Source organism: Halopenitus persicus (assembly GCF_002355635.1).
In the GTDB taxonomy this organism is placed as follows: domain Archaea; phylum Halobacteriota; class Halobacteria; order Halobacteriales; family Haloferacaceae; genus Halopenitus; species Halopenitus persicus_A.
Window position 1 is genome coordinate 1,308,614 of the sequence record NZ_AP017558.1, and the last position, 16,172, is coordinate 1,324,785.

The 16,172-nt window shown below is 68.6% G+C and carries 20 protein-coding genes; 12 read left to right on the forward strand and 8 right to left on the reverse strand.

What is annotated here, in order from left to right:
- Window positions 1-17 precede the first annotated feature (17 nt).
- The 3 genes from CPZ00_RS06320 to CPZ00_RS06330 all read right to left on the reverse strand — a co-directional run bounded on the left by CPZ00_RS06320 (window position 18) and on the right by CPZ00_RS06330 (window position 1,837).
- On the reverse strand, window positions 18-410 hold the full coding sequence (locus CPZ00_RS06320) for a universal stress protein (protein WP_096390126.1): 393 nt from the start codon (window positions 408-410) through the stop codon (window positions 18-20).
- A 90-nt stretch (window positions 411-500) separates the two neighbouring features.
- Entirely contained in the window at window positions 501-890 is a 390-nt protein-coding gene (locus CPZ00_RS06325; RefSeq protein ID WP_096390127.1) for a hypothetical protein, read from the reverse strand.
- Between the two features lie 107 nt (window positions 891-997).
- On the reverse strand, window positions 998-1,837 hold the full coding sequence (locus tag CPZ00_RS06330) for a QcrA and Rieske domain-containing protein (protein ID WP_096390128.1): 840 nt from the start codon (window positions 1,835-1,837) through the stop codon (window positions 998-1,000).
- Between the two features lie 218 nt (window positions 1,838-2,055).
- Here CPZ00_RS06330 and engB point away from each other — a divergent pair, with 218 nt between their 5' ends.
- Entirely contained in the window at window positions 2,056-2,679 is a 624-nt protein-coding gene (gene engB, locus CPZ00_RS06335) for a GTP-binding protein EngB (protein ID WP_096390129.1), read from the forward strand.
- 59 nt (window positions 2,680-2,738) lie between these two features.
- On the opposite strand, the gene CPZ00_RS06340 is transcribed toward engB, so the two are convergent.
- Complete coding sequence (locus tag CPZ00_RS06340) at window positions 2,739-3,515, reverse strand: formate/nitrite transporter family protein (protein ID WP_096390130.1); 777 nt, start codon at window positions 3,513-3,515, stop codon at window positions 2,739-2,741.
- A 257-nt stretch (window positions 3,516-3,772) separates the two neighbouring features.
- On the opposite strand from CPZ00_RS06340, the gene CPZ00_RS06345 reads away from it, so the two are divergent.
- Complete coding sequence (locus CPZ00_RS06345; protein WP_096390131.1) at window positions 3,773-4,870, forward strand: A24 family peptidase; 1,098 nt, start codon at window positions 3,773-3,775, stop codon at window positions 4,868-4,870.
- A 29-nt stretch (window positions 4,871-4,899) separates the two neighbouring features.
- Here CPZ00_RS06345 and CPZ00_RS06350 read toward each other — a convergent pair whose 3' ends face one another.
- Window positions 4,900-5,853, reverse strand: coding sequence for a hypothetical protein (locus tag CPZ00_RS06350; protein ID WP_096390132.1), 954 nt, complete (start codon window positions 5,851-5,853; stop codon window positions 4,900-4,902).
- Between the two features lie 135 nt (window positions 5,854-5,988).
- Here CPZ00_RS06350 and CPZ00_RS06355 point away from each other — a divergent pair, with 135 nt between their 5' ends.
- The 5 genes from CPZ00_RS06355 (at window position 5,989) to CPZ00_RS06375 (ending at window position 9,758) form a co-directional block, all read left to right on the forward strand.
- A complete protein-coding gene (locus tag CPZ00_RS06355; RefSeq protein ID WP_096390133.1) occupies window positions 5,989-6,675 on the forward strand; it encodes a helix-turn-helix domain-containing protein in 687 nt (228 codons plus the stop codon).
- A 58-nt stretch (window positions 6,676-6,733) separates the two neighbouring features.
- Complete coding sequence (locus CPZ00_RS06360; RefSeq protein ID WP_096391620.1) at window positions 6,734-7,531, forward strand: alpha/beta fold hydrolase; 798 nt, start codon at window positions 6,734-6,736, stop codon at window positions 7,529-7,531.
- 98 nt (window positions 7,532-7,629) lie between these two features.
- The gene (locus tag CPZ00_RS06365; protein WP_096390134.1) at window positions 7,630-8,139 is read left to right on the forward strand and encodes a cupin domain-containing protein; all 510 of its coding nucleotides are present in this window, start codon (window positions 7,630-7,632) and stop codon (window positions 8,137-8,139) included.
- Between the two features lie 45 nt (window positions 8,140-8,184).
- Window positions 8,185-8,568, forward strand: a complete 384-nt coding sequence (hisI, locus tag CPZ00_RS06370) for a phosphoribosyl-AMP cyclohydrolase (protein WP_096390135.1) — start codon at window positions 8,185-8,187, stop codon at window positions 8,566-8,568.
- Between the two features lie 44 nt (window positions 8,569-8,612).
- Window positions 8,613-9,758, forward strand: coding sequence for a DUF7118 family protein (locus tag CPZ00_RS06375; RefSeq protein WP_096390136.1), 1,146 nt, complete (start codon window positions 8,613-8,615; stop codon window positions 9,756-9,758).
- Between the two features lie 56 nt (window positions 9,759-9,814).
- On the opposite strand, the gene glmM is transcribed toward CPZ00_RS06375, so the two are convergent.
- Complete coding sequence (gene glmM / locus CPZ00_RS06380; protein WP_096390137.1) at window positions 9,815-11,173, reverse strand: phosphoglucosamine mutase; 1,359 nt, start codon at window positions 11,171-11,173, stop codon at window positions 9,815-9,817.
- Between the two features lie 175 nt (window positions 11,174-11,348).
- Here glmM and CPZ00_RS06385 point away from each other — a divergent pair, with 175 nt between their 5' ends.
- The gene (locus CPZ00_RS06385; protein ID WP_096390138.1) at window positions 11,349-11,948 is read left to right on the forward strand and encodes a hypothetical protein; all 600 of its coding nucleotides are present in this window, start codon (window positions 11,349-11,351) and stop codon (window positions 11,946-11,948) included.
- Window positions 11,949-11,973: 25 nt separating this feature from the next.
- On the opposite strand, the gene lipA is transcribed toward CPZ00_RS06385, so the two are convergent.
- On the reverse strand, window positions 11,974-12,912 hold the full coding sequence (gene lipA, locus CPZ00_RS06390) for a lipoyl synthase (RefSeq protein ID WP_096390139.1): 939 nt from the start codon (window positions 12,910-12,912) through the stop codon (window positions 11,974-11,976).
- Between the two features lie 93 nt (window positions 12,913-13,005).
- Between lipA and htpX the strand changes: the two genes are divergently transcribed.
- The 4 genes from htpX to CPZ00_RS06410 are packed head-to-tail and all read left to right on the forward strand — an operon-like array spanning window position 13,006 to window position 15,648.
- On the forward strand, window positions 13,006-13,878 hold the full coding sequence (htpX, locus tag CPZ00_RS06395) for a zinc metalloprotease HtpX (RefSeq protein WP_096390140.1): 873 nt from the start codon (window positions 13,006-13,008) through the stop codon (window positions 13,876-13,878).
- A gap of 41 nt (window positions 13,879-13,919) precedes the next feature.
- Window positions 13,920-14,525 (forward strand): PspA-associated protein PspAB, encoded by a 606-nt coding sequence (gene pspAB, locus CPZ00_RS06400; RefSeq protein ID WP_096390141.1) that lies wholly within the window; start codon window positions 13,920-13,922, stop codon window positions 14,523-14,525.
- 5 nt (window positions 14,526-14,530) lie between these two features.
- Window positions 14,531-15,019, forward strand: a complete 489-nt coding sequence (locus tag CPZ00_RS06405) for a hypothetical protein (RefSeq protein WP_096390142.1) — start codon at window positions 14,531-14,533, stop codon at window positions 15,017-15,019.
- Window positions 15,016-15,648, forward strand: a complete 633-nt coding sequence (locus tag CPZ00_RS06410; RefSeq protein ID WP_096390143.1) for an IMPACT family protein — start codon at window positions 15,016-15,018, stop codon at window positions 15,646-15,648. The genes CPZ00_RS06405 and CPZ00_RS06410 overlap by 4 nt, the downstream gene beginning before the upstream one ends.
- 238 nt (window positions 15,649-15,886) lie before the next feature.
- On the opposite strand, the gene CPZ00_RS06415 is transcribed toward CPZ00_RS06410, so the two are convergent.
- Window positions 15,887-16,105: a DUF7569 family protein gene (locus tag CPZ00_RS06415; protein WP_096390144.1), complete on the reverse strand. Its 219-nt coding sequence runs from the start codon at window positions 16,103-16,105 to the stop codon at window positions 15,887-15,889.
- Window positions 16,106-16,172 lie beyond the last annotated feature (67 nt).

Consider the following 16,172-nt stretch of genomic DNA (forward strand, 5'->3'; position numbering starts at 1 on the left):
AGACGGCCGAGTGCCGGTTACTCCCGCGGCACCGCCACCACGGGGCGGTCCGAATCGAGCAGGATACGCTGGGCGACGCTGCCGAACAGCGCCTTGCCGACCGGCGACCGGCTGCCGACGGCGAGGACGATCTCGTCGGCGTCGAACTCCGCGGCCGCCGTGAGGACGTCCTCGCCCGGCTCGTTTCCGCGTACGAACTGATGGGTCTCGACGGTCACGTCCGCGAGCCTGGCGGTCACGACGTTGAGCGCCTCCTCGCCGTCCCGGACGTCGTCGGCGCTCGTCTCGTCCCCGCCGCGCAGCGAGTTGACGGCGTGGACGGTGTCCGCGGCCGTGGCGCGGTTGGCGAGGTAATCACAGCTCGCGGCGCTGGCGTGAACCGAGTCGGTCGGAACCAGGAACGTGGTCATAGCACCGATCCGTTGCCGAGGGGGCTTAATCGTTTCCGCGGAAGCCCCCGCTCACGGCCGCAGCCGGGTGTACGCGGACCGCGGTCGAGGTCACTCCCCCGGCAGATCGTCGGCGGCGGTGGGGACCTCCTCGACCTGGCCGGCGAGCGTCGCCGCGTCGCCCGCGACGGTCGAGGGCTCCACGCCGGCCTCGTTCGAGACGAGCCGGAGATGCGCCGCGAGCAGCGCGAGCGGCTGGAGCGCCTCCTGTTCGCGGTCGTCGGCCCGCTGTGAGAAGGTCGTCTCCACCTCGCCGTCGCTGACGACGCCGACGAACAGCGCGTCCGCGTCGGTCGAGAGGAGCTCGCGGGCACGGTCGACCTCCCGGGCGAACGCGTCCGAATCGGGGGCTGCGTCCGAATCGGGGTCCCGTTCGTGGTCTGCCGGATCGCCGTCGTCGGGTGTCTCTTCGGAGTCTGCTACATCGTCCGGTGAGGACATACCGATCGGTCGCGGGCGAGGGCCAAAAGGGCGCGGGTCGGTCGGGCCGATCGCGTCGATCGACGGTCGGGCCGGCCGGCTCGACCGCAGTCTCGGACGGCGTGGAGTCAGTCGTCCGGTCGCGGCCGGGCGATGAACAGCGTCTGGACGATGCTGAACGGGTCGTACACCGACTGGTGACACTGGCAGTAGACGCCGTTCTCGGCGTCGTAGCGGGCGGACTCCTCGTTCTTCTTGTAGCCCGGAACGCAGCAGAAGTGGGTACACACGTTGAGCCAGGCGAGGAATCCGTTCTCGGTGGAGGCGGCGAGCCACTCGTCGTCCTGTGCCGCCTCCTCGATCAGCGGCGACCGAATGACCGTCACGGTGAGCGTGTCCTCGGAGTCCTGTGACCGCCAGTTCGTGCTCGCGGGTTTGCCCATTCCGTCCCGGCCGATGCCATTGCCCCACTCCTCGTAGTCGTCGAAGGAGTCGACGTGGATCCGTTCGCCGGTCTCGTACTCCTCGCTTTGCCAGTCGTAACCGCCGGGCGCTGACCGGAGGAGGTTGTCGGACTCGAACTCGGGCTGGATGTTCTCGTATCCCTCCATCCCGCAGTACTGGAACCACTCGCCGGAGTAGGTCACGTCGCCGGCCATCTCCTCCTGGGCGACGGTGATCTCGACGCCGTTCTGTGTGACCGTCGTGACCTCGGGCCACTTCCCGCGAATGTATCCATCGTCGGTGATCTCGATCGGGACCTGCGGCATACCGCGTGGCGCCGGCCCGCCGACGAGCTCGATCGCCATCGCGGTCGTCTGTCCACCGCCCGCCCCGGTGGAGCTTGTCAGGGAATTGACGGTCGCCGACCCCGTCGCGCCGACGCCCGCGAGGACGCCCCCGCCGACGACGCCCTTCACGAACCGCCGCCGACCGGATTCTGGTGGGTACTTGTCGTCCGCGCTCATACTTTGAAGCTCGCTCGCGCAGGTGAAAAGCGTGACGAACCACCAGTCCCAGGGTCACGCCGGATCGATCGTCGTGTGTCGGTCGGTCCGACGTGCGAAACATCGCCGTCCCGAACGCCGGCGTGCGAGGTATCGCCGTCCCGAACGCCGACGTGTGAGAGAGGAATGGCGCCGTCCCTACACGCGGTGTTTAAAAGGGTGCGGGAGATATGAACGGTATGTTCGAGGACCGGCCGAACCGCGACGCGGAAGTCGTTCTCGTCGGGCGGTCGAACGTCGGGAAGTCGACGGTGATGCGGGAGCTGACCGGCCACGACGTCTCGACCGGCGGCAAGCCGGGCGTAACGCGCCAGCCGAACCACTACGACTGGACGGCCCAGGACTTCATGGTCACCGACCTTCCCGGATTCGGCTTCATGTCCGGCGTCGAGGACGATCGGCGGGAACGGATACAGACCGACATCGTCCGGTATCTCGAGGAGTACGCCGACCGGATCCTCGCCGGGGTGCTCGTGCTTGACGGAAACAGCGCGGTGGAGATCATCGACCGCCACGAGGACCGCGGCGAGGTGCCACACGACGTCGAGATGTTCGGCTTCCTTCGGGAGATCGGGATCGAGCCGGTCGTCGCCGTCAACAAGATGGACAAGGTCGACGACGAGGACGAGCGGTTGAACGCGATCTGCGACCGGCTCGGACTCTACCCGCCGTGGCAGCAGTGGCAGGGTGAAACGATCGCGCCGATCTGCGCCAAACGCGGCTCGATGGAACCGCTGTATGAGTGTCTGCGAACCCACTTCCACGAGGCGAAGCGCGATGACCTTCTCGGATTCGTGAGCTGAGACGTCGACGCGGTCACGTCGTCCTCGGGACGATAAAAAGGGTACTCGAGCGGGTCGGATCAGTTTCCGCCGCGAACGACGTGTCCGTACTTCAGCAGGGCGACGAACACCCCGCCGCCGACCAGGTTCCCGACGGTGGCCAACGAGAGGAAGGCGAGATAATCGAGAACCGTGATCGACGGGGACATGAACAGCCCGAAGAGGACCTCGACGTTGCCCGCGATCGAGTGGGGGAGATGCAGGATCCCGATCGTCGCGGTCACGATCCAGATGATGAGGATCCGGCTCGTCGTCTCCTGTGCGGCCGTGATCAGCCAGGCGAGCAGTCCCATCAGCCATCCGGCGAAGACCCCGGCGACGAACAGCCAACCGAGGTCGTGCGTGACGAGTTTGAGCGCGATCGCCTCGAATGCGGCCGGAGTTACCACGCCGAGCCCGGGCATCAGGAGGACGGCGAGCAGGGTGAACAGGAGTCCGCCGATGAGGTTTCCGACGTACACGAGCCCCCACAGACGGAGCAATCCACGCAGCGACGCCTGCCCGTCCAGAACCGGCACTACCGCCAGCGTGGTGTGTTCGGTGAACAGCTCCGACCGCCCCAGGATGACGAAGACGAACCCGATCGAATACGCGCTGGCGAGCAGCAGTTCGGTCGGGAGGTCGCCGAAGCCTCCCGTCGAAAGCGTGAGGATGGTCGCCATCAGTAACGGCCCGAAGCCGATGTCCATACCCGCGGAGACGCCCGAGAGCAGCAGCCCCGATCGCTCCCGGTTGATCTCGTGCAGGCCGCTCTCGATCAGCGACTCCAGAACGTCCCGCGTCGGTTTCTGCTCCATCACCGCCGTGTTGGTTGATTCGCTATCGGACACGAGAGCATGCTCCCGCGTCGTGTTTCGAATCCTCGATATGCAAACGTTTCCCTCCCGGCCACCGTTGCGCGTTTCGGCGGCGACCGCCGGTCCCGAAAGCGGTTACGCGATCGGTCCACATCGGCGGGGGCGAGCGAACACGCCGCCTCGAGCCGGACGGATCGATCGGGCTCGGAGACGAGATCGATCCCAACCACTATGCCGGTCGACGCCACGGATGAGGTATGTACGCGACGGCACCCGATCTGCTCCGGCTGGCGATCGTGCCGGTCTTCGCGTGGGCCGCGCTCCGCGACGTCCGAACGCGGCGACTCCCGAACCGGCTATGGCCCCCGGTGTACCTCTTCGGCGCGGTGCTGCTGGCGGTCGACCTCCTGGTCCGGTGGCCGATCGGCGGCGCCGTCGACCGCCTGTTCCTGCTCCGGGTCGCGATCAGCCTCCTGTTCATCGCGCCGCTGGGCGTGGTGTTCTGGTACGTCGGCGGGTTCGGCGGCGCCGACGCCAAGGCGCTCGTGGCGCTTGCGATCGTCTTCCCGACGTTTCCGACGTACATCCTCCCGATCGCCGGGATCCCGGCGCTCCCGGCGGTCGAGCCGACGCTCGGCGTGTTCTCCCTCACGATCCTCACGAACACCGTCCTCGTCGGCGCCTGCTATCCCGTCGGGCTCGGGATCTACAACGCCCTTCGCGGCCGGCGGTCGCCGGTGATGTTCCTCGCGCGACCGATCGCCATCCACCGGCTGCTCGGAGTCCACGGTCGGCTCTTCGAGACGCGCGACGGCTACACCCGAAACGGCCTCGACCTCGACGCGCTCCGGATGTACCTCCGGTGGCGCGGGACGACGTTGACCGCGATCCGGGAGGACCCAGACCGGCACCGCGACCCCGAGAGCGTGACCGAGACGTTCCACCCGACCGACGGCGCCACGCACCTCGAACCGGCGACCGACGAGGGGAGATCGGCCGACGACGAACGGGCCGGCGACGACGAACGGGCCGGCGACGACGAACGGGCCGGCGACGAACCCGACGGGACCACGGCTGAACGCGAGGGAACCGAACCCGCGGGGAACGTGGAAAGCGATACCGTCGATGACCCCTGGGCCGCCGAGCGGTTCCTCGCGGCGATCGAGGGGTCGGCCTACGGCACCGACCCCGAAACGCTTCGTTCGGGGCTCGAAACCGTGACCGAACCGGATCGCGATCGCGTGTGGGTCTCGCCGGGGATGCCGTTCGTCGTCCCGATGTTCCTCGGGATCGTCGTCTCGCTCACCTACGGGGACGTCCTCTTCGCCGTCCTTCGAGGTCTCGGACTGACGTAGCCGGGCAGACGTCCTGGCTCACCGGCAGTTCATCCCTCGGTCTCGATCGCGACCTCGCGTGAGCGGTCCCCGTCGCGCCAGTGGATCCGGAGCCGCAGCGTAGGGTCCTCCATTTCGGCGATCTCGGGAGCGGTAACCGCGTGTTCGTAGGTGTGGGTGGCAGTTTCGCCGGCCGGAACCGACAGGGTGACCGACTCCTCGGGGGCGTAGGCGATGCGCGGCCCGACCCGGTTGATCGCGGCGACGAAGGTTCCGTCCACGTCGCCGACGTTCTCGACGGCGATCGTCGCGGTGACGGTCTCGCCCAGCGTGATCGCGTCCGGTGCGTCGACCGAGACCGTAAAGTCGGTCGGCTCTCGAGCGAGCGTCGCCGCCGTCTCGGCGGGAAGCGCGTGTTCGCCGGCGACGCTGCCGTCCTCGCCGACCCCGTCCTCGCCGGCTCCGTCCTCGTCGACAGTCCAGACGAGCCGTGCGTCCGACGCGGCGGGAAGCGGCTTCGGAACCGGAAACGCGACCCAGCCACGCGCAGCCGGATCGGGCTCGGGCCACCCGTACGCCTCGCCGAAGTCGGCGAGCGTCCCCGGGTTCGCGCCGATCTCGGTCGTCGCCGAAACCGTCTCCGCCGGCGTTTCGAGCGCGAAGGACTCCGGCGGATGCGCCGGCGGGTCCTCGACGGCCACGTCGGCGACCACGTACTGCGTCCCGCGGCCACCGTACACGCCGTAGGAGTCCGGCGAGTCCATCGCGACGAGCTCCGGACGGACGGTCACGTCGTGGACGGTGACGCCGGTTGCGTCGGGGCCATCGGGGGTGTCGGTTCCGTCCGTCGTCGGCTCGTCGTCGGTCCCGTGGGGCGTCTCGTCGGGCGAGGGATCGGTTTCGTTTCCGTCACCGTCCCCGAGGGAGCCTCCGAGGCAGCCCGCGATCGATGCGATCGTCGGGACCGCGGCCCCGGCGAGTACCCGTCGTCGGGTCGGATTCATACCGGCGTTACGGGACCCGTCCTCAAAAGAGCGCGAATGGAACAAAGGCTCGTTTGAGCCATTTCGACGGCTGACGTGGCGGCATGCCGCGAGCAGTCGATGCATCCATTACACGCCGGAGAAACACGCGTGGATATGGGACTCGTGGCCGAGTTCGACATCCACTGCGAGGCGCTGCCGCTCACCGGGGTTGCGGACGCAGTCGAGGGAGCGACGGTGACGCTCGAACTCCAGTACAACCACGGCGACCGACCCCCGTTTCTCGTCACGGTACAGGAGGGGGATCGAACGGCGGTCGAGAACGCGTTCGGAAGCGCCGCCGACGTCGGGAAGTGGACGCACATCGGGGACGCCGGCGACACGCGTCGGTACCAGGTGCTCCCGGCGTTCAGCTTCGAGGAGCAGCTCGGCGCCGCGCTCGACGACCTGAGCGGGCTCGAGGCGCTCGCGACGACCGACGCGATCATCGACCGGATCGAGGTGCGTCCGGGCGGCTGGCGCCAGACGGGATGGTTCGCCGACCGGGAGACGTTCGGCCGGTTCGCGTCGTTCTGGCGACGGAACGCCGGCTTCCGGTTACACCGCCTGACGAATCAAAGCGATCCCGAGCCGCCCGGCGAGGGGCTCACCGACCGCCAGGACGAAGCCCTCCGAACGGCTTACGAACGTGGTTACTTCGACGTTCCGCGCGGCGCATCCCTCGCGGAGATCGCTGCCGAACTGGGGATCTCGACGTCGGCGACCTCCGAGCGGCTCCGGCGGGCACAAACCGAACTCATCGAGGGGACCGTCGCGACGACGTGGCCGCCGCTCCCCACTTAAAGACCCGGACGATCGAGGGACATCCATTCGCGGGTCGCTCGGATACGGGATGACGCCGATGCAGACAGTGACCACCGACGACGGAAGTCGCATCGAGTTCGAACGACACGGGTCCGGACGACCCCTGATCCTCCTGCACGGCGGGATGGCGCCCCCGGAGTATTGGACCCCGGTGATCCCGCATTTCGAGGAGGACGCGTCCATCGTCCCGCAACGACCGGGATTCGGAACGTGTCTTGACGACCCGGCGGACACGACGGCCGAGGAGGTGCTCGACCGGGAGGTCCGGTACGTCCGGAACCTCATCGACGCCGTCGAGGAAGACCCGGTCGTCTTCGGCCATTCCTACGGCGCGCTCACCGCCATCGAGGCGGCGACGGATGCCGACGTCGCGGCCGTCGTCGCGTACGAACCGGCGGTTCTGCCCGAGGACCACCGCGAGACGGCCGCACTCGCCGACCGAATGGCGGCACTGATCGAGGACGGGCGGCGCCACGAGGCGGTGAAACGATACGTCGAGCGGGTCCTCCATCCCGACGGGATCGACGACCTCGACGCCTGGCTGTCGGAGTGGCCGGTGTGGCCCGACTGCGTGGCCCTCGCCGAGGAGGTCGTCAGGATGAACCGCGCCGTCGAACGGTATCGGCTCCCGGATCGGCTCGACGTCGACGCTCCCGTGCTCGTGTCGTCCGGAACCCACGGTCCCGACTTCCTCCGAAAAAGTGCCCGATCGATCCACGACGCGCTCCCCCACAGTCGGTTCGTCGAGTTCGACGGGATCGGTCACGGCGGTCCGGGCGATGCTCCCGAGGTGATCGCGGCTGCGGTCGATTCCTTCCTTCGACATCGGTCGTGACGGCGACGGACACGACGACCCCGGTCACGACGACCTCGGTGGACCACGGCGTCGGGTGACGCCCAAACGACTACGTCCGCCGCCGTCGACGTCGTCGTATGGAACCGGTCAACGAGGCGGATCTGGAGTGGAGCGAACTGGATCGCGACGACGCGATGTTTCGCAGGAAACAGCTCGGCGAGGCGGCCGGCGGCGAGGAGCTCGGCTGTAGCCTGTACGAACTCCCGCCCGGGGAACGGTCGTGGCCCTACCACTACCACGCCGCCAACGAGGAGGCGCTGTACGTGCTCGCGGGGACCGGATCGCTGCGGGTGAACGGCGGGACACACCGGCTGGAGGCGGGCGACTACGCCGCGTTCCCGGCCGACGAGACGGGCGGGCATCGCGTGATCAACGACGGCGACGGGGTGCTCCGGTACCTGATGGTCTCGACGATGCGGGACCCGGACGTCACCGTCTATCCCGACCGGGACCGGATCGGGGTCTACGTCGGCTCCCCGCCGGGGAGTCGCGACCGACGATCGGTGCAGGGGTACTACGCGATCGACGACGAGGTCGATTACTGGGCGGGGTCGGACGCGGAGCCGGATGGGAGCCGATCCGAGTGAGCGAGCCCCAAAAGGCCTATTCGGCCGCTCCGTCTCGGTTCGGGTATGAGTGAGGCCGAGAACGTGGGCGAGGCGGTGACGGTCGACTTCGGCGAGGACGGGCTCGTCCCCGCGATCGCCCAGGACGTCGACTCCGGCGAGGTGCTGATGCTCGCGTACGTCACCGAGGAGGCGCTCGACCGGACGCTGGAGACCGGCGAGGCGCACTACTACTCGCGGTCCCGCGAGGAGCTGTGGCACAAGGGCGGGACGTCCGGACACACCCAGGAGATCGCCGAGGTCCGCGTCGACTGCGACGCCGACACGCTCCTGTATCTCGTCGACCAGTCCGGCGGCGCCTGCCACACCGGCCATCGGTCGTGCTTCTACCGGACGGTGGAGGGCGAACACGTCGGCGAGCGCGTCTTCGACCCCGACGAGGTGTACTGATCGATGGTCGCCGCCGCGACCCCGACGCCACGGGGGACGACGACGTGAACGACGCGGTCGCAACCGTCGAGCCGGTCGCGGCGGCCGCGAGCGCGGCCGCGGAGCTGCGGGAACGATACGACGAACGCCGGTCGATCGAGGCGCGGATCGACGACGTGGGTCGCGGCCGCGTCGAGGCCGCCGCGGACGCGTATCGGCACGCCATCCGCGTGCTCGACCGGTACGAGGAGGACGCGACCGGCACCGGCGACTTCGGCTCCTACGTCCGCTTCGAGGGCGAGTTCGAGGCCGCCACCGACGTCGACGACGACGTGCCCGCAAGCGAGGCGTTCGCGGCGGCGAACGAGGCGGTCGACAAGCGGCGCCTCTCGGAGTCCGACTTCGACGCCGCCCGGGAGGCGCTCGAGCCGGCCGGCGAGTACGTCTCCCTGCTCGAGCGGCGCGACGAGGCGGTCGACGACTTTCGGCGGGCGAGACACGACGCCCGCGAGGCTCGCGACCGGCTGGCCGACCACCTGACGGACCGTGAGGCGGTCGCCGACCGGGACCACGTCGACCTCGACGCGCCGGTCGAGACCATCAGCGAGCCGGTCGACGCCTACAACGAGGCGGTTCGGGAGGCGTTCGAGTCGTTCCTGCGGAACGAAAGCACACGCGAGGTCTTCGACCTGCTCGAGACCGCCGAGCGCTACCCGCTCGTCGATATCGACCAGCCGCCGCGGGACCTTCGGGAGTACGCCGCCGACCACGCCGCCGGCGAGGAACCGCTGCCGACGCTGCTCGAGTACGCCGACTACTCGCAGTCGAAGCTGGACCACTACGTCGACGACCCGGGCGCGCTCCGGACCGCGGTGGCGGTTCACCGGACCTGGATCGACCGTCTCGACGGCGAGCCGTTCACGCTCGCGTGGCCCCCGAAACCGGCGGAGGAGCTGCGCTACCGGATCAAGGAACTGACCCCGCTCGCCTCGCGGTTCGCGGACGAGGAGACGGTCGCTCTCCTGCGGACGGTCCGCGACCGGACGCGCGAGGACGACTACGAGACGATACGCGAGGCCGCGGTCACGCGGGCGGAACTCGACGAGACGGACCGGGAACTGCTCGCCTCCGGCGACATCCACGACCGGGTGGCGGCCGCTCGCGACGTGCTCGATCTGATCGAGACGGTGCTCGCGGAGACCGCGGAGTAGAACGCCGAAACGAATCGCGGCTGACCGGAGAAACGACGTGCGGATAACCGGAGCCGTTACCGCGCGTCCTCCAGCGCCGCGAGGATCCCGTCCGCGAGCTCCTCGGCGCGATCCGCGGAGCGGGCCTCGGCGTAGACGCGGACCTTGGGCTCGGTCCCCGAGGGGCGGACGAGCACCCAGGCGTCGCCGTAATCGAGCCGATAGCCGTCGGTGGTGTTCGGCTCGGCGTCGGCCTCGCGGACGTACGCCTCCGCGGCGCCCAGCAGCCGGTCGAGCTCGGCCTCGGAGTCGTACGAAACGTTGTGCCGGACGTTGACGTACTCGGCGTAGGGAGCGACCGCCTCGCTGGCGGTCCGGCCGTCCGCGAGCAGCTCGAGGAACCGCGCGGCGATGTAGGCGCCGTCCCGCGAGAGTCGATACTCGGGGAAGAAGACGCCGCCGTTGCCCTCGCCGGCGATGGGGACCCGCCTCCCGGACGCCTCCAGTTCCCGGACGCGGGTGATGATGTTCGTCGCGCCGATCGGCGTGAGCTCGAGATCGGCGCCGACGGCCTCGCACACGTCGACGAGCCGCTGGGAGACGTTGACCGCCGAGACCGCGGCGTCACCCGCAGAGAGGGCCTCGACCGCCAGCGCCGCCAGCGAGGCGTCGCCCTCGATGTACGCGCCGGTCTCGTCGACGAAGACGGCCCGGTCCGCGTCGCCGTCGTGTGCGATCCCGAGGTCGGCGTCGCTCGACCGGACGAGCCGCCGGAGGTCCCCGAGGTGGGCTGGAACCGGTTCGGGAAGCCGCCCGGGGAAGCGGCCGTCCGGCTGGGCGTTCACGGTACGGACCGAACAGCCGAGACGGCGATATATCTCCGGGTTGGTCAGCGATCCGGCCCCGTGGCCCGGGTCGACGGCGACGGTGAGGTCGGCGTCGGCGATCGCCGTCCGGTCGACGGCGTCGACGACGGACTCGACGTAGGCGTCGTTCACGCCGTCGATCCGGGTCGTCTCGCCGGCACCCCGCCAGTCGGTCTCGGCGAATTCCTCGCCGAGAACGTGGTTCTCGACGCGCTCGAGCGCGTCGACCTGGAGCTCGACGCCGTCGGCGCCGACCAGCTTGATGCCGTTGAACTCCGGGGGGTTGTGGGAGGCGGTCACGAGGACGCAGGGGATCTCCCGAACCGCGCAGTACCGGCCGACGGCCGGCGTCGGGACCACGCCGAGCCGGTCGACGTCGCAGCCGACCGCGGCAAGGCCGGCCGCAGCGGCGTTACAGAGCAGCTCGCCGGTCGTCCGCGTGTCCCGCGCGACGGCCACCCGATCGGCGTCCCACACCGTGCCCGCCGCTTTCGACACCCGCAGGGCGAACTCCGGCGACAGGTCGGCGATCGCGACCCCGCGCGTCCCGCTCGAGCCGAACAGCTTCATACCGGAAGCACGGCCGGGGAGCGGAAAGCGATTCCGAACCGACGCGTCTCGAGGACCCCGAACGAGACGTCCCGAACGAGACGTCCCGATCAGTCCGAGGAAACCGACCACGGACGCCGCCAAAAGCGTCGAGCGATGTCGGGACGTTCATACGACCACGGCGGGTAGTCGACGTATGGAGCTGTCACGACGGGCGTTGCTCTCGAGCGTCGGGACCGCCGGAACGGTCGCCGTCGCTGGCTGTCTCGATTTCGCCTCCGGAGAGGGTCCACAGGGTCCGTCCGGGGAGATCGACGAGCTGCGGTGTGACGATGACTCGTTCCGGCGGCTCGACCAGCGATTTCCCGAGGACGGGGCCACGTACGTCACGGCGCGCACGCCGGCCGACGTCCGGTTCGAACTCGCGCTCCAGGGTGCCGAGAAAACCTACGGGAGCGACCTGCGGGTCGTCCTCCGGTGTCTCGATCAGGACGTCGACGTCGAGATCGCGAGCGACGAGCACGTCGCGATCCAACGACGAACCGCGGCCGGCTGGCAGGACGTCCGCGGCACGATCGACGGTAGCGAGGCGGTGTACCCCGATGACACGAAGACCGTCGGCTCCGGCGGGGGCTACACGTGGTCGCTCACGCTTCGGGAGGAGCCGGTCGCCGACACGCTGTCGACTGCCGACCTCGATGTCTGTCCGGCCCTCGGGGTCGGAACGCACCGGTTCGTCTACTGGGGGCTCCCGGGAGACGTCGCGATCGGCAGACAGTTCGAGATCATCGGCTAGCAACCGGCCGGACGGGCTCGACGCCTCACGCCTCCCCGGCCGAACGGGCTCGACGCCGTGCGTGTTCGACGGAGCGCCCCTCGCGCAGCAGGGCGTCGACGAACAGCTCGCCGGCCTTGTAGGACGAGCGCACCATCGGCCCGGACGCGCAGTACAGGAACTCGAACTCGTCCTCGGCGACTCGACGCCAGGTTTCGAAGACGTCGGGGTGGACGTACTCGAAGACGCCGAGGTGTGACCGTGACGGCTGCAGGTACTGGCCGAAGGTGACGATGTCGACGTCGATCTCGCGAAGGTCCGAGAGGGTCCGATAGACCTCGTGGTCGTATTCCCCGACGCCGAGCATCAGGCTCGTCTTCGTGTGGACGTCCGAGGTTCGGTTCACGCGGTCGAGCACCGACAGCGACTGGTCGTAGCCGGCGCGGCGGTCACGAACCGGCCACTGGAGCCGTTCGACCGTCTCGACGTTGTGGGCGATCACGTCGGGCTCCGCGTCGATGATCCGGTCGATCGCGTCGGGGTCGCCTCCGAAGTCGGGGATCAGCACCTCGACGAGGATCTCGGGATCGCGGTCGTTGATCGCCCGGATCGTCTCGGCGAAGTGTGCCGACCCGCCGTCATCCAGGTCATCGCGGTCGACGGAGGTCAAGACGACGTACTCCAGACCGATCTCCGCGACCGCGTCGGCGACGTTCTCGGGTTCCTCGGGATCGAGTGGGTCCATGCCGCCGGTTTCGACGTCACAGAAGTTACAGCCGCGGGAGCAGCGGTCGCCCATCAGCATAAACGTCGCCGTGCCGGGGCCGTCGCGACCGGACCAGCACTCGCCGAGGTTCGGACAGTTGGCCTCCTCACAGACCGTGTTGAGGTTCCGGTCACGGAGGGTCGACCGGATCTCGGTGAACCGCGTTCCGGACGGTGGACGCATCTTGAGCCAGTCCGGCTTCCGCCGCCTCGATTCCATACCGAACCTTGGATCCGAGACGGAAAAAGGGTACGGGAAACCGGTACGGCCGGGTTCGGCAGCCTTTAACATCCGCACCGGATATCCGGACGTATGGAGTGGAGCACTGACTGGGGACTCAGGGGCAGAATGGCGTTCACGATGTTCCTGCTGTTCGCCCTCTATCTCGTCTTCATCGCGTTCCTCCTGGAGACGGGGATGATCAGTATGGGCGGGGCGATCGTCTTCATGGGCGCGTTCTCGTTCATCCAGTACTACTACAGCGACAAACTCGCCCTTCGGAGTATGGGCGCCCGAACGGTGGAACCGGACGAAGCCCCGGAACTCCACCGGACGATCGAGCGATTGAGCCAGCAGGCCGACCTTCCCAAGCCGACCGTCGCGATCGCCGACACCCAGGTGCCGAACGCGTTCGCGACCGGCCGGAACCAGCGGAACGCGACCGTCTGTGTCACCACCGGGCTGTTGAACACGCTGAACCAGGACGAGCTCGACGGCGTGATCGCCCACGAGCTTGCCCACGTTAAGAATCGGGACGTGATGGTGATGACCATCGCGTCGTTCCTCTCGACGATCGCCTTCTTCGTTGTCAGGTGGGGCTGGCTCTTCGCCGGCGACGACCGGAACGCGCCCCCCGTCTGGGTCGCGATCGCGGTCTCGCTCGTGATCTGGATGATCTCGTTTCTTCTCATCCGCGCGCTCTCGCGGTACCGGGAGTTCGCCGCGGACCGGGGCGCGGCCAGCATCACCGGCAATCCGAGCGCGCTCGCGTCGGCGCTTCAGCGCATCGACGGCCGGATGGACCGCGTGCCGTCCGAGGACCTGCGCCAGGAGGCGGAGATGAACGCCTTCTTCATCATCCCGATCCGGTCGGGGATCATCGGCAAGCTCGCCAGCACGCACCCGTCCACGGAGCGGCGGATCGAGCGGCTTCGCGATCTCGAGCGCGAACTGGAAACCGCGTGAGAAAGGCCCTAATCCCTCCGGCCCCTACGCCGGGACAGTAGATGGGACTCTTCGAGACGATCCGGTCCGTGTTCGGCACGAACGCGGAGTCGGACGCCACGCGTGCAGCCGACCCCGAGGACCTGTTCGGGATGTCGACGGCCTATATGACGATGGAGGCCGACCTCGGATACGACCACGCCGGGGAGGCGGCGCTGTGCTTCTCCGGCGTCGACTCGACGGCGTTCGCCGACGCGGTCGACGAGGTCGAAGCCATCCTCGACGCCGGCGAAGCGGAAACGGGTACCGGATTCCACCAGCATACGGACGACCACGGCTACCGGTGGTTCGTCCTCGAGGACGACGATCCCGAGGACCTCGTGACGAGCGTCCACTTCGCGGCCGACACGTTCGTCGAGTCCGGGTTCGGGTCGCGGCTGCTTGCTGCCGTCTTCGGATTCGAGACGGACGACCGGCGAGCCTACTGGATCTATTCCTTCCGCCGAGGGGCGTATTACCCGTTCGTCCCGACCGGATCCAGCGACCGCGACGAACGCGTCGAGTTCAAGCTCCAGTCGGTTCTCGAGTCCGAACTCGACGTCGAGGACGACGAGTCCTACTGGTATCCGCTGTGGCCGGACGCGTCCGGCGATCATCCCTGGGAGTGAGTCGGATGGCGGACTCGCCCCGAGACGACGCCCGGTATGGTGGCCGGGACCGATCACCGAAGCCGGTCCTTCGAGCGATCGCGGTGCAGGCGGCGATCCTCTCGGCGGCAACTCACGTCCTCTGGGCGTGGCCGCGTCTCGGCACGGGCACCGACCCGCGACCCGCCACGTTCGTTCTGGCGGCGGCGTTCACCGTGCTGATCGCGGCCGCGACGGTTCGGGGTGGGGAGTACCGCCGGCTGTACGCCCTCGGTGCCGGGACGCTCGCGGCGTTCCTCGTCGGCTTCCTCCTGTGGCATCGGACGGCCCCGATCGAGGCGCTGATCGGCGATCCGTACGCGCTCGTCGGAAAGGTCGCGGAGGCGATCGGCGTGATCGCGTTCGTCGCGCTGTACCGGCTGGCGCCGCCGACTCCGGTGGTGCTCGAGCGCCTGCGGACGGATGCCGAGGAAACGAAGACGGAGGACGTCGAGAAAACGGGGACGAAGGAGTGACCGACCCGTACCTGACGGTCGCCGAACGGGCACGGATCGCCTTCGAGGTTCGGGGATCGGAGTTCATCGGCCACGTCGGACCGGCGTCGTCGGTCGAGGCGGCGGAAACGTTCATCGACGCGATCGGGACGGAATACGCCGATGCAACGCATAACGTTCCGGCCTACCGCGTGCCCGCGACGTCGCCCGAGGAACGATCGACTGACGGGAACGTGATGATCCGGGAGTACGCCAACGACGACGGAGAGCCCTCCGAATCCGCGGGAAAGCCGGCGCTAAACGTCCTCCAGGGACGTGAGATCCGCAACGTGGTCGTCGTCGTCACGCGGTACTACGGCGGGACGAACCTCGGCGTGGGCGGCCTCGTACGGGCCTACGGACGCGCGGCGAGGGAGGCCATCGACGCGGCCGGCGTCCGCGAGGAGGTTCCACACCGTCGGCGAACGGTGACGACCACCTACGACGACTCAGGGACCGTCCGGGGGATCCTGGAGTCGGCGGACGTGAGCTTCGAGGCCGACTACGATGTCGACGTGAGCTTCGAGGTTCGGGTTCCGGTCACGGACGCTTCGGAACTCGAGGACCGGCTCCGAAGCGCGACCAGCGGGCGCGTCTCGATCGACGACTGATCGGTGGCCGCCGCGAACGGAGCCGTCGCGGCAGCATCCGTCACGAAATAGCGAGCAGGCGATGGGAATTCCGGGCGCACCGAACGGCAAGATTCGTCGCTCGGGCCGATACGTGGATCCCACGGCGGCACATCGCGCACCCGCCTCGCCGACCGTGGGGCAAGCGGTCAGGACATACGGCGGTTGGGTCGGTATCGGGTATATACCTCCGCACGGGGCCGGACCCGAACTGGCCGAGTCAGTCGACGATGATGTCGGAGCCGTTCTCGGAGATCCCGCCGGAATCCGGCTCCATCTCCCGCTGGTAGCGGTCGATCCACTCGGCGAAGCAGTCGGGACAGAGCCGCTGGGTGTCGATGTTCGCGCGGTCGACGCTCAGCCGAATCGTTCGGGCGAGCGCGTCCGGCGTCGGGTCCCCGCAGGCGCTACAGGGCTCGTCTGGCTCCGCGTCGGTCATACCGGTACCTATCCGGGCAGTCTCTTAAAAGGGACGGGGCGGTCGGTGCGGAGGCGGGGGCTGCTGC